Origin of the sequence: Microbacterium sp. E-13, from assembly GCF_049912955.1 — a bacterium.
GTDB lineage: Bacteria > Actinomycetota > Actinomycetes > Actinomycetales > Microbacteriaceae > Microbacterium.
On the sequence record NZ_CP183973.1, the window covers coordinates 1,056,830 to 1,069,640 of the forward strand.

General features: G+C 68.7%; 11 protein-coding genes. 4 read left to right on the plus strand and 7 right to left on the minus strand.

What is annotated here, in order from left to right:
- Window position 1 precedes the first annotated feature (1 nt).
- Window positions 2–763 carry an enoyl-CoA hydratase/isomerase family protein gene (locus tag ACN9MP_RS04755; protein ID WP_426324168.1) on the plus strand — a complete coding sequence of 254 codons (762 nt, stop codon included), beginning with the start codon at window positions 2–4 and terminating at the stop codon, window positions 761–763.
- A 6-nt stretch (window positions 764–769) separates the two neighbouring features.
- Here ACN9MP_RS04755 and ACN9MP_RS04760 read toward each other — a convergent pair whose 3' ends face one another.
- Window positions 770–2,440: a thiamine pyrophosphate-binding protein gene (locus tag ACN9MP_RS04760; protein WP_426324169.1), complete on the minus strand. Its 1,671-nt coding sequence runs from the start codon at window positions 2,438–2,440 to the stop codon at window positions 770–772.
- A 138-nt stretch (window positions 2,441–2,578) separates the two neighbouring features.
- Here ACN9MP_RS04760 and ACN9MP_RS04765 point away from each other — a divergent pair, with 138 nt between their 5' ends.
- Window positions 2,579–2,887 carry a hypothetical protein gene (locus ACN9MP_RS04765; RefSeq protein ID WP_426324170.1) on the plus strand — a complete coding sequence of 103 codons (309 nt, stop codon included), beginning with the start codon at window positions 2,579–2,581 and terminating at the stop codon, window positions 2,885–2,887.
- A 28-nt stretch (window positions 2,888–2,915) separates the two neighbouring features.
- Here the strand turns inward: ACN9MP_RS04765 and ACN9MP_RS04770 are convergent, their stop codons facing one another.
- On the minus strand, window positions 2,916–3,635 hold the full coding sequence (locus ACN9MP_RS04770) for an IclR family transcriptional regulator (RefSeq protein ID WP_426324171.1): 720 nt from the start codon (window positions 3,633–3,635) through the stop codon (window positions 2,916–2,918).
- Between the two features lie 142 nt (window positions 3,636–3,777).
- Here ACN9MP_RS04770 and ACN9MP_RS04775 point away from each other — a divergent pair, with 142 nt between their 5' ends.
- Both ACN9MP_RS04775 and ACN9MP_RS04780 read left to right on the plus strand, forming a co-directional pair.
- Window positions 3,778–5,691 carry an FAD-binding monooxygenase gene (locus ACN9MP_RS04775; RefSeq protein ID WP_426324172.1) on the plus strand — a complete coding sequence of 638 codons (1,914 nt, stop codon included), beginning with the start codon at window positions 3,778–3,780 and terminating at the stop codon, window positions 5,689–5,691.
- 102 nt (window positions 5,692–5,793) lie between these two features.
- Complete coding sequence (locus ACN9MP_RS04780; RefSeq protein ID WP_426324173.1) at window positions 5,794–7,317, plus strand: NAD-dependent succinate-semialdehyde dehydrogenase; 1,524 nt, start codon at window positions 5,794–5,796, stop codon at window positions 7,315–7,317.
- 94 nt (window positions 7,318–7,411) lie between these two features.
- On the opposite strand, the gene ACN9MP_RS04785 is transcribed toward ACN9MP_RS04780, so the two are convergent.
- From ACN9MP_RS04785 to ACN9MP_RS04805, 5 genes are all read right to left on the minus strand, one after another.
- Window positions 7,412–7,774, minus strand: a complete 363-nt coding sequence (locus ACN9MP_RS04785; RefSeq protein WP_426324174.1) for a hypothetical protein — start codon at window positions 7,772–7,774, stop codon at window positions 7,412–7,414.
- Between the two features lie 99 nt (window positions 7,775–7,873).
- Window positions 7,874–9,148 carry a DUF222 domain-containing protein gene (locus ACN9MP_RS04790; protein ID WP_426324175.1) on the minus strand — a complete coding sequence of 425 codons (1,275 nt, stop codon included), beginning with the start codon at window positions 9,146–9,148 and terminating at the stop codon, window positions 7,874–7,876.
- 58 nt (window positions 9,149–9,206) lie between these two features.
- Window positions 9,207–10,163 (minus strand): carbohydrate kinase family protein, encoded by a 957-nt coding sequence (locus ACN9MP_RS04795; RefSeq protein ID WP_426324176.1) that lies wholly within the window; start codon window positions 10,161–10,163, stop codon window positions 9,207–9,209.
- On the minus strand, window positions 10,160–11,620 hold the full coding sequence (locus ACN9MP_RS04800) for a mannitol dehydrogenase family protein (RefSeq protein ID WP_426324177.1): 1,461 nt from the start codon (window positions 11,618–11,620) through the stop codon (window positions 10,160–10,162). The genes ACN9MP_RS04795 and ACN9MP_RS04800 overlap by 4 nt, the downstream gene beginning before the upstream one ends.
- Before the next feature lie 215 nt (window positions 11,621–11,835).
- Window positions 11,836–12,801 (minus strand): alpha/beta hydrolase, encoded by a 966-nt coding sequence (locus tag ACN9MP_RS04805; protein ID WP_426324178.1) that lies wholly within the window; start codon window positions 12,799–12,801, stop codon window positions 11,836–11,838.
- Window positions 12,802–12,811: the final 10 nt, after the last annotated feature.

Here is a 12,811-nt window from a genome sequence, read left to right on the forward strand (position 1 = left end):
CATGATCGAACTGTCCATCACCGGCGACGTGGCAGAAGTCGTCCTCAACGCGCCGCAGAAGCTCAATGCCCTCTCACTGCGCGAGCTGGGGGAGATGGATGCCGCGTACCGCAGCGCCGAGGAGGCCGGGGTCCGCGCACTCGTGCTGCGCGCGGAGGGCCGGGCGTTCTGCGCCGGCCGCGACATCGCGGGCGTGGATCCGATGACCGACGACGTGCCGCAGTATCTCGCGGGGGTCGAGACGCTGATGCGGCGCATCGCCGCCTTCCCCGCGCCGACGTTCGCGGCGGTGCACGGGGCGTGCCTCGGGGTCGGTCTCGGCCTCGCGATCGCGACGGACGTCGTCTACGTCGCCGACGACGCGAAGATCGGGTCGCCGTTCGCCAGCCTGGGCGCCATGCTCGACTCGGGCGGCCACGCCCTCTTGTACGAACGGCTCGGAGCGCATCGCGCGCTCGATCTCATCTACACCGGCGAGCTGATGTCGGGCACCGAGGCCGTGGCCGCGGGGCTGTTCAGCCGCGCGATGCCCGTCGAGGAGGTCTTCGACTTCACGCTGCAGCGCGCCACCGTCGCCGCCTCCGGGCCGACGGCCGCGTTCGTCGCCTCGAAGCGGCTGATCGCCCGCCTCCGCGGCGAGCGGCTGTGGGACGCGGTCGCCGAAGAGGCGCGCGGTCAGGAGACGCTTCGCACCACGGCCGACTATCGCGAAGGCTTCGCGGCGTTCCAGCAGAAGCGCAAGCCCGACTTCACGGGGGAGTGACGCCCGTCAGGAGTTCACGCGGATGATCTCCTGCTGGTACGGCGCGATGACCTCGCCCGAGATGCGGCAGTCGAGCACCAGGAACGGGCGGGAAGCCGCGGGCTCGGCCGCCCAGGTCGCCAGCCGGTCGAGGTCGGCCAGTGCGCGCACGACGACGCCCTCCGCGCCGACGCCGGACGCGAGGGCTGCGAAGTCGACCTCGGGAATCAGCATGGGCTCCTTCGCCAGCCCCTTCAGGCCGTAGAGGTTGATCTCTGCGCCGTAGGCGGCGTCGTTCCACACCACCGCGACACCCCGGCCGCCCGCGACCCGCACCGCAGACTCGAGGTCGGCGAGCGCCATGAGGCCGCCCCCGTCGCCGGTGGTGAGCACGACCGTCGCCGAGGGCATGGCCAGAGCCGCTCCGGGCACCGACGGCCATCCGAGGCCGATCGACTGGAACGCCGTGCCGACCATCATCATGCGGTCGGGGCATCCCACCGGCCAGTACATGTTCGCCCAGCCGATGAAGTGCCCGCCGTCCGAGACGACGACCCGGTCCTCGGGCAGCAGCTCGGCGATGCGACGCGCGACAGATCGGGGGTCGAGACGCCCGTCGGCTGCGACGCCGTCTCCGGGGTCGTATGCCCGGAGCGGCATGAGGTCGACAGACTCCCGCCAGCCGCTCGGAACGGCGCCGCGGGCGCGCAGCGCGTCGGCGATCGACCGGGCCACGACCGCAGCATCCCCTCGCACATATCCACCGACGTGCGGGTGGGTCGCGGCCGGCGCGACGTCGACCTGGAACACCCGGGTGCCCGGGGCGAAGAGTTCGCCGAAGCGCATCGTGAACTGGTTCAGCGATGCCCCGAAGACGACGGCGACGTCGGCTTCGCGCACCAGCGCCATCGCGCCCTCCGCGCCGAAACCGCCCGTGACGCCGAGATCGAACTCTCCGCGCGGGAAGATGCCCCGGCCGAGTGCCGTGGAGGCGGTCACCGCATCGACGGCGTCGGCGACCTCGCCGAGCGCGGCGCCGGCGCCGGAGATCCACGCTCCGCGGCCGGCGAGCAGGAAGGGCCGCTCGGCCGAGGCCAGCGCCTCGACGAGCCCCTCGATCGCGCCCAGCGCGAACGGGCCCGCGGGTGTCAGGGGGTCGGGCAGCCGGGGCTCCGGCGCGTCGGGAAGGGGCCCCGCATCGCGTGCGGCGACGTCGTACGGGATGGCGAGCACGGTCGGTACGCGGTAGGTGAGCGCGTGCTCGATGGCGATGACCGTCGTGGCGGCGGCATCCGCTCGTCCGACCGTGTAGGTGCGCGCCCCGACCGCGGAGGCGAGCGCGATCTGGTCGACGTCCCACGGGCGGGGACCCGACGTCGGCTCGTCGCCGACGACGAGCACGAGCGGAACGTGCGCTTGCACGGCCTCGGCGAGCGCGGTGAGCGTATTGGTGAAGCCGGCACCGTACGTCGCGGTCGCCGCGGCGAGCCGACCGGACGCGCGGTGGTAGGCATCGGCGGCGACGACGCCGCCGGCCTCGTGGCGCACCGCGGTGAAGTGCACATCGGTCGAGCTCTCGAGCGCGTCGAGGAAGTAGGCGTTCCCGTTGCCCATCACGCCGAAGACGTGGTCGATGTGCCGGGCGAGAGTGAGGGCGACGTGGGCGGAGACGGAGGTTGACGGAGAGACCACAGGCATGGCGGAGCCTTTCGAGACGTCACGGGCAAGAGGCCGTATGTGTCTCGCGCGTGCGCGCTGCGTGCCCATTTTTCGAGCACCGGCGGGCGACGGCGCCGCCGGACGAGTCGAGTATAGGACTTCCGCCAAGATGGAGTCATGAAGACGATCCAGCTGCGCCGGTACACGCTCGTCGAAGGGGAGTACGACGCGTTCGTCGCCTGGTGGAACGAGTGGATGCCGCGCGTGCGGCCCGCCGCCGGCTTCACGATCGAGTTCGCCTACGGCATTCCCGAGACGAACGAGTTCGTCTGGGCGGTGAGCGCCGAGGGAGACGAAGAGGCGTTCCTCGCCCTCGAGCAGCAGTACCTCGCGTCGGATGGCCGCGCAGAAGCGTTCGCCGGCGTTCCGCAGCGCGTGGCGGTGTACAACATCCGCCTCGTCACCGAGTTCCCGACCACGGCCTGACGGCACCGACTCCTCACGGGACCGCGGGTCAGGCGCCGAGCGCCTCGCGGATCGCGACCGCGGACCGGTGCAGGCGCTGGGCGATCGCCTGCGGCTCCACCGGACTGGCGACGTAGACCGCCGCGATCGCCGCCGGGCGCTGCCCGCCGCGCAGCCGGAGCGGGACCGAGACGGATCGCACCGTCGGGATGACCTCGTCGTGGCTGGTGGCGTAGCCGCGGCGCGCGGCTTCGGCGATGTCGGCGCGCAGGTGCTCATCGACGGCGGTCGGCCATTCCGACGGGTCGAGCGTCGACAGGATCGCCTTGCTCGGGGCGCCGACGGTGATCGAGTGGCGGGCGCCCGGGCGCTGGGCGACCGCGGCCACGGCGTGGCGCGGCTCGACGCTCACGAGCGTGATGCACTCGTCGCGATCGAGCACCGCGAGGAAGCACGTCATGCCGAGCTCGTTGGCGATCGCGGTGAGCTCGGGCAGCGACTCGGCGTGGAGATCGTGGGCGACCCCGGCAGCGAGTGCGGCGAGCCGCGCGCCGAGCTGCACACGGCCGGAGGAGTCGCGCGTGACCAGTCCGTGGTCCTCCAGCGTGCGCAGCAGCCGGTAGACGACGGAGCGGTGCAGATCGAGCCGGCGAGCCAGGTCGTCGATCGTGAGCGGCTCGCGGGCGTCGGCGAGTACTTCCAGCACACGGATGCCTCGGCTCAGGGTCTGCGACGCGGGCGCGGTCGTCGTCGCGGTCGGCGTGGCCATCGGTGTCCTCTCCGGCCCGCAGGGTTGTCCCCGGGCGGCAGCGTCGTATACGATCTGTTCAATAGTAGAACTATGTGTTCGAATATAGAACGCACCGCGCAGGAGCGCAAGCCTCGACGAGGTCGTCAGGAAGGACAGGACGATGCAGTTCCACCACCACGGGTACGTCTCGGGAGAGCCGCGCGTGCAGAACGCGGCAGGCACGGGCATCGACCGCCCGGCCGAGCTCCCCGACGAGATGGACGTGCTCATCGTCGGGTCCGGTCCCGCGGGCATGCTTCTCGCGGCGCAGATGTCGCAGTTCCCGTCGGTCTCCACGCGCCTCATCGAGCGACGTGACGGCCGTCTGCCGCTCGGGCAGGCCGACGGCATCCAGCCCCGCAGCGTCGAGACCTTCCAGGCCTTCGGCTTCGCGGAGCGGATCATCGCCGAGGCGTACAACATCGCCTTCATGAACTTCTGGGGGCCCGATCCGGAGAACCCCCGCAACATCATCCGCACGACCCGCACCGAGGACTACGGCCTCAAGATCAGCGAGTTCCCGCACCTCATCGTGAACCAGGCGCGGGTGCTCGACTACTTCGCCGAGGCCGCCGCCCACGGGCCGGCCCGGATCGTCCCCGACTACGGGATCGAATTCGTCGGCCTCACCGTCCACGACGACGGCGAGTTCCCGGTGGAGGTGCAGGTGCGTTACACCGCCGGGGAGCGCGCGGGGGAGGAGCGCACGGTCCGCGCGAAGTACGTCACCGGCTGCGACGGTGCCCGCAGCGGGGTGCGCGAGGCGATCGGCCGCAAGCACGTCGGTCAGTTCGCCGCGCACGCGTGGGGCGTCATGGACATCCTCGTCAACACCGACTTCCCGGACTGGCGCACCAAGTGCGCGATCAACTCCGCGGCCGGCAACATCCTGCACATCCCGCGGGAGGGCGGCTACCTCAGCCGCGTGTACGTGGATCTCGGCGAGGTCGCGGCCGACGACAACCACCGTGTGCGACAGACGCCCATCGACGAGATCATCCGCAAGGCGAACGACATCCTCCACCCGTACTCGCTCGACGTGAAGGAGGTCGCCTGGTTCAGCGTCTACGAGGTCGGCCACCGCGTCACCGACAAGTTCGACGACGTCGACGTCGACCAGGCGCACGACCCGCGCGTCTTCCTCACCGGCGATGCGTGCCACACGCACAGCGCGAAGGCGGGCCAGGGCATGAACGTCTCGATGCAGGACGGCTTCAACCTCGGATGGAAGCTGGGCCACGTCCTCACCGGACTCAGCCCGGCGTCGCTGCTGTCGACTTACTCGGCGGAGCGCCAGCCCGTCGCTCAGCAGCTGATCGACTTCGACCGTGAGTGGTCCACCCTCATGGCCCGCAAGCCGGAGGAGATCTCCGATCCCCAGGAACTCGCCACGTTCTACCTCGGCACGGCCGAGTTCCCGTCGGGTTTCATGACCCAGTACGGCCCGTCGGAGATCGTGGCGGACGCCACGCGTCAGGACCTGGCCGAGGGCTTCCCCCTCGGCAAGCGGTTCAAGTCCTCCGAGGTGGTCCGCGTGTGCGACGGCAATGCCGTGCACCTGGGGCACCATGCGAAGGCAGACGGCCGCTGGCGGGTCTACGCCTTCGCCGACGCGCCCCCTGCGGGTGAGGCATCCGCTCTCACCGACTGGGCCGCGTTCATGGCGTCGGAGGAGTCGCCGATCACCCGCCACACACCGGCGGGTGCCGACGTCGACGCCGTGTTCGACGTGAAGGTCGTCTACCAGCAGAGTTACGAGGACGTCGACATCACCCGCGCGCCCGAGGTCTTCCTGCCGAAGAGCGGCCCGCTCGGCCTCACCGACTGGGAGAAGGTGTACGCCGCGCAGCCCAATGCGTGGACCCGCACCGACATCTTCGACGAGCGCGGTCTGTCGCGGGACGGCGTCGTGGTCGTGGTGCGCCCCGACCAGTACGTCGCCGCCGTCCTTCCCCTCACCGCGACCGACGAGCTCGCCGCGTTCTTCGCGCGGGCCTTGGTCGACCAGCGCGCACCGGCGATCGTCGCCGGCTGAGCGCCTCCGCAGCGGCGAACCGAGCCCTGCACCTGTACATCGCGTATATCGGCCGCTGCGGCGGCGGCGGGCACAATGGCCCGTAGACATCGACAGAACGGGATGCGGCGCCCCGCGGCATCCCGAATCGACAAGGGAGTCCCCGTGACTACGACGACCACCGAAACACGTGAATCGGAACTGCTGGCTTCCCTGCCCGATGGACTCTTCATCGGCGGGCAATGGCGTGCGGCGTCCGGCGGGAAGACGCTGAAGGTCTACGACCCGTCCAACGGCGAGGTCATCAAGGAGATCGCCAACGCGTCTCCTGAGGACGGCAAGGCGGCCCTGGATGCGGCCGTCGAGGCGTTCCCGGCGTGGGCGGCGACGCCGGCGCGGGAGCGGGCCGAGATCCTCCGTCGTGCGTTCGATCTGCTGCAGGAGCGCAAGGAGGACTTCGCTCTGCTGATGACGGTCGAGATGGGCAAGCCGCTGGCCGAGGCGCGCGGTGAGGTCGCGTACGGGGGTGAGTTCCTGCGCTGGTTCAGCGAGGAGACCTCGCGCGTGCAGGGCCGGTACGGGGCGAACCCGGAGGGCACCGGACGGATGATCGTGTCGCAGCATCCGGTGGGTCCGTGCTTCCTGATCACGCCGTGGAACTTCCCGCTCGCGATGGCGACCCGCAAGATCGCGCCGGCGCTGGCCGCCGGCTGCACCGTGGTCATCAAGCCGGCCGAGCTGACGCCGCTCACCACGCTCGCGTTCGCGCGCCTGCTCGAGGACGCCGGCGTGCCCGCCGGGGTGGTGAACGTGTTCACGACGTCCACCTCGGGTGCGGTGTCGGAGCCGATCATCCGCGACCCGCGGCTGCGCAAGCTGTCGTTCACCGGCTCGACGCCGGTCGGTCAGCGGCTGCTGGAGCAGGCGGCGCAGGGGGTGCTGCGCACGTCGATGGAGCTCGGCGGCAACGCCCCGTTCGTGGTGTTCGACGACGCCGACCTCGACAAGGCGGTGGACGGGGCGATCGCGGCGAAGTTCCGCAACATCGGTCAGGCGTGCACCGCCGCGAACCGGTTCATCGTGCACCGTTCGGTCGCGGACGAGTTCGCCCGCCGTGTCACCGAGCGCGTGAACGGCTTCAAGGTCGGACGGGGCACCGAGGAGGGGGTGAACATCGGCCCGCTCATCGACGATCGTGCCGTGGCGAAGGCCGCGCAGCTGGTGCAGGATGCCGTGGAGCGCGGCGCGAAGGTCGCCACCGGTGGCAAAGAGGTCGAGGGCCCCGGCACGTTCTACGAGCCCACGGTCGTCACCGACGTGCAGCCGGGGTCGGAGATCCTGCGTGAAGAGATCTTCGGACCGGTGCTCGCGATCATCCCGTTCGACACCGAGGACGACGCCGTGCGTATCGCCAACGACACCGAGTACGGCCTCGTCTCCTACGTGTTCACCGAGAACCTTGCTCGCGGCCAGCGCATGATCGAGCGTCTGGAGACGGGCATGATGGGCCTCAACATGGGCGTCGTCTCCAACGCCGCCGCCCCGTTCGGCGGCTGGAAGATGTCGGGCCTGGGCCGCGAGGGCGGCGCCGAGGGCATCCACGAGTACCTGCAGACGAAGTACACGCTCACGCCGAACCCGTTCTGACCCCCTTTCTGAATCTCCTTTCTGGATCACACCGGAAGCGGCGAGGTGATAACGGCGGATGCCTCGGGGAGGGGCATCCGCCGTTCCTTCTCGGTCAGCCCGCGCCGGCCGAGTGCTCGGACTGCTCGCCCGTGACCGAGTCCACCCGGGATCGATGGAATGCGAGCAGGATCACACGCCGCCAGTACGGTTCGGTCAGCAGTCCGGGGTGGCTACGCAGCACCCCCGCCGCCGTCAGCAGAGTGATGGGGACCGTTACGAGGGCGAAGACAGGTCCGATCCAGGGCGCTGGGCTTCCCAGGGCGAACGCGACGACGACGACCGCGATCGTGGTGAGGACCCCGGAGGCGTAGCCGAGCCAGCGATGCGCCGTCGCGTCGGCTGCTCCGAACGCGAGTCCCGCGCTCACTCCCACCAGAGCCGTCACCCCGTATGTGGTGAACTCAGATATCGGCATCCTCTCACTCCGTTCTCGCGGCGGTAACGTCAAAGAGGCAAGTATATCTTTGACACGCATGCCGACTTCGTCCACGAATATCCGCCGGACGTCACGCGGTCAGAAGGGTGCGCCGTTGCTGTCCATCGACCGAAACACGGGCACGGCGCGTTCGGGCTGGACGAGGTACTCGCGGCCGGTGGGGGAGGTCCATCGGATGGCGCCGCCGGTGCCGGGGACCCGTTCGATCGTCCAGTCGGTGTGGTGTTTCACGGTGTGGTGGCCTTGGCAGAGGGGGCCGAGGTTGGTCAGTGCGGTTCGTCCGCCGTGGGCCCAGTCGATGTGGTGGTCGATGTCGCAGCGGGTGGCGGGGATGCCGCAGCCGGGTGCCATGCACCGGTCGGCCCGCCATTTCACCAGTTTCTGCAGCGCCGCCGGTGGCCGGTACTGGTCTCGTCCGACGGAGAGCACCATGCCGGTCTCGGGGTGGGTGAGCACCCGCGTCCACCCGGCCGCCCCACCGGTGAGTTCCTTCGCGAGAGGCAGCGGGATGGGGCCGACACCTTCCACCACCGCCGGGTCGATCCCCGCGGCGGCCCGCTCGGTGTCGGTGTCGTGGAGCAGGGCGAGCACGGGGACGGTGACGAACACCGTCGCCCGGATCCCGCGCGCCTGCTCCGGATGCGCGGCGACCGTCCCCTCGATGAGCAGGTCGAGCAGCACGTCCGCGCGCGCCTGGTCCAGGGTGCGCGTGTCGTTCTCGTCGGCGGCGGTGACCGTCGTGGCCATTGCGGTGGCGCGGGAGTGCACGGCGTGGATCGCGACCATCGGGGCGTACAGATGCAACCACCCCATCCCGTCCTGGTCGGGCTCGACCGCGATCCGCCGCTTCGTCACCGCGTGCGCGTATCGTTCGGTCAGCGTCGCCGACCGCACGGTGTCGATGAGCGACCGCAGTTTGCGGCGGAACGTGCCCACCGGCTCCGCCTCCGCCAGCGCCAGCCCCGGGCCCAGCACCTGCCCGCGGAGCTCCGGTTCCAGCTCGTTCACCGCAGCGACCAGGATCTGCGCGTGCCGCTCGGTCATCCGCGCCCGCTCCAACGATGCCAGCACCGCCGGATAGTCGTGCACCATCGCCTCCGCGAACCCCAGCAAATCGCCCGCGGCATGCTCGGTGATCCGCAACGCGGCCGCCAGCTCAAGGCGAACGCCGCGCTCGACGACTTCGGTCAGCACCCGACCCCGCACCGCCGCATCCGCCAGCGCCTGCCGCCGCATCCGATCCACCCGCACCAGCCGCTGCGCGGCGAACACCGACATCATCTCCGCCACCTCGACCACCAGATCCACCTCATCCGGGATCACCGGGTCGGCACTGTCGTGATCGATGAACATGCCTCGACTCTAGAACATACCTACGACACTCCAGTCCTATCCGCCCGGACCGCGGGTCTCACGTCGCAGGCGACCCATCAGCGCAGGCGAGCATGTCTATAGCGCTCATTGCCAGCTCGCTCAGGGTGGGCGGCTGCGCGCCGGCACGGGCAACGGTTGCTCGGGCGGTGAGCAGCGCCGTGTGCGCGATGAGACGCAGCTGGCCCCCGCCGATGGCTCTCGTTCGAATCACACTGTCCAGGTCCAGATGTGCGATCGCGAACAGCATCCCCGACATGAATGCATCGCCGCCGCCGATGGTGTCTTCCACCTGAACCGGGAAGGCGGGAAGCCTGACTATGGGGACGCCTCCGGCGGTGAGGACACAGCCGTCGGGACCGAGCGTTATCGCAACGACGCCTGCTCCCTTCTGAAGGTAGATATCGATGACCTCGTCGACCGACGTTCCAGGATGCAACCAGGCTGCGTCTTCGTGACTCATTTTCACGACATCGGCCATCGACGCCAGCGCGTCGACCCGTGCCCGCAACCGAGCCGGAGAGTCGATGAAGGACGGTCGGATATTCGGGTCGAACGAGACGAGCGGCGGGTTGCGGGAGCGCGATGTGAGGAACGCGAGCGAGGACACAACGTCATCCGCCCCGGGAGCCAGCGAGGTAGCGAGCGATCCGGTGTGAACGATGGACGCGTCGTCGGCAATGCTGTCATTCCATTCCCAATCCACGTCGAAGTCGTACAGGGCATCGCCGACCGGATTGAGACGGACAGTCGCCGTCGAGGTCCGACCGCGATGAAGGGAGCGGTCGGTGATACCCACCCCGGATTGCTCGAGATCGCGCACCATGTGGCCCCCGCTGGCGTCCAACCCGATTCGTGTGCTGAGAGTCGTCGGCATCCCCAGCCGCGCCAAGCCCACCGCGACGTTTCTGGGGCTGCCCCCGGCGCTTCGCGTGGTGCCGTGTGCGGTGTGAACGATGTCCACCAGCGCTTCTCCGATGACGAACGCGGTCTTCATCGAGTTCTCACCACGTGCCAGAGTGCAGCTCGCACACCATGGGTGTGCATCCGGGCGAGGGCGTCGAGGAACGGCGCGGTGAAGCCGAATTCGTCGGAGAGGTCTCCGAACACGTCGCGCAGCTCGAGGAACGCTAGCGGCCGCTTCCGTTGCCGCCGTGCCGCTTGGGTGAGTTCGCGTGAGCGGGGGTCGACGACGACGAGCTTCTCCCCATCGTCGGTCGTCCCCTCGGCGTAGCGCGCCCAACTGGCCACAACCGTGGCTGACAAGGCCACCGACCGGTTGGCTTCGAGATTCTCCCGAATGACAGGAAACAGAAAGGACGGAATGCGGTCGGATGCATCCGTGGCAAGGCGTGCGAGGGTGTCGCGGATCGCCGGATTCGAGAAGCGCTCGAGGAGCGCATCCTTGTAGTGATCGAGGTCGACCCCGGGCACTGGACGGAGAGTAGGGATGGCTTCCTCGTCCATGTAGCGTTCGAGCAGCCTGCGGATCAGGGGATCGGCCACTGCTTCGTGCGCGTACCGATATCCGAAGAGCGCTCCGAAGTAGGCCATAGCTTGATGGGATGCGTTGAGTAGCCTCAGCTTCATGAGCTCATATGCTTCGACGTCATCGACGAGTTGAACTCCGGCCCGCTCGAGGGGCGGACGACCAGCCGTGAAGTCATCTTCCAGTACCCATTGCGCGAATGGTTCAGCTGTGACGGGCCACTCGTCGGGGATCTTGAGGCGCTCCTGAACAAGAGTGCGGTCGGCGTCGCTGGTCGCAGGAGTGATTCTGTCGACCATCGAGTTCGGGAATCGCACGTTCTCGGCGATCCACGCGGCCAGATCGTGATCCACTGCCTCGGCGAAGGCCAGCAGGCTGCGCTTGGCGACCGCACCGTTGGTCTGGATATTGTCGCAGGACATGATGGTGAACGGTTCGACTCCGTCTTCGCGTCGCCGCCGAAGAGCCGCCACGATGAAGCCGAAGACGGTGCGCGGGGTGGAGGGATGGGTGAGATCGTGGATGACACCCGGGGCTTGGAGATCGAACTGGCCGGTGATGTGGTCGATGTTGTAGCCCCCCTCCGTGATGGTCAGTGAGACGATCCGGGTGCCGGGCTCACTGAGCTTCCGGATGACTGCCTCAGGGTCGTCTGGCGCGTAGAGGTACTCGCGGATCGAGCCGATGATGCGCCGTTCGATGTAGCCGTCAGGGTGCTTGAGGACCAGTGTGTACAGATAATCCTGGTCGTGCAGAACATCCCTCATCCGCATATCCGAAGGCATGACTCCGACGCCGCAGATGGCCCAGTCGAGACCTTGGCCGTCGTTCATCAACCGGTCCAAGTACATAGCCTGGTGTGCGCGGTGGAAGTTTCCGAGACCGAAATGCACGATGCCGGTTCGCAGAGTGGCACGGTCGTACAGAGGGCCGGGGGTCAGCCCGGCAGGAAAGATGGTTCTCATCAGAAAGCCTCGCGTTGGTGGGTTTGTGCGGCGCGTCCGCGCGTGAGCGGAAGACGCCATCCGGCTGCCGCTGTGGGGCTGCTGCCTCGGACATCAGGGGGCGGCCGAGTCGGTGAGGGTCTTGCACGCCCCGCTCCTGTCGGGTGCCGACCGGAGCGTGCAAGACGGCCGGGCTTCGCGAACGGCAGACCTCGCGATGCCCGGCGTCGGATGCGCTAACGCTGAGCCGCGAGCTGGGCCGGCGACACGCGAGGAGAACCCGCGCGGCCGAGCGTGCAGATCAGTGCCTCGTATGCCGACCGGATGGCGTCTGTTGCTGCGGAGATGCGTGGCACCATCTGCTGGAACCCGTGGGTCAGCCCTGGATTGGGGAGGTACGTGACGGCGACGTCGGCGGCGGCGAGTCGCGTGGCGAGTTCCCTTCCCTCATCCCGAAGCGGATCGTAGCCCGCCGTGACGATCACGGCCGGTGGGAACCCGGTGAGGTCGGCGGTCAGGACGGCCGCGGCGGGGTCCTCGCGTGCGGTGTCCGTGGGGGCGTACAGCCCCCAATACATCGACAGTTGTTCGGCGGTCAGAAGATAGCCGGACCCGTTGTCGGCGTAGGACTGGTTCTGGAACGCATGGGGGTCGACAACCGGATACAGTGCGAGGACCGCGTCGACTACGTCGAGATCTCGGGTTCGAAGCGCCGTTCCGAGAGCAAGATTCCCACCGGCGCTGTCGCCGACCAGGGCAAAGTTTCGGTGAGGAATCGACGCGACGGCCTGCACGACCGAGACGCAGTCATCGATCGCCGCGGGGAAGGTGTGCTCCGGGGTGCGTCGATAGTCCACCGCGACCACGCTAGCGCCCGTGGTCCGTTGCAGCAGCCTGACATCCGGATCGTACGACTCGACGTCTCCGGCCAGCCACCCGCCGCCATGCAGGAAGACGATGAGGTCGTGATCCGGGTCGGGAGCGGGTCCATACCATCTCACCGGGACGGCACCGACTCGGTCGTCGTTGGTGTTGATGGCGTACAGCGTCTGGTCGACCTCACCCCGCAACCAGACGTGGAATCGGGCGGCGTCCTTCCGTATCTGGACGGGGGTCGGTGACTGGCCGAAATCGAGCTGGGCTTCGGCATCGCGGATCAGCTGCTGAACATCGGGATCGAGGGGTCGACGATTGAGCGACATACCGCTTCCT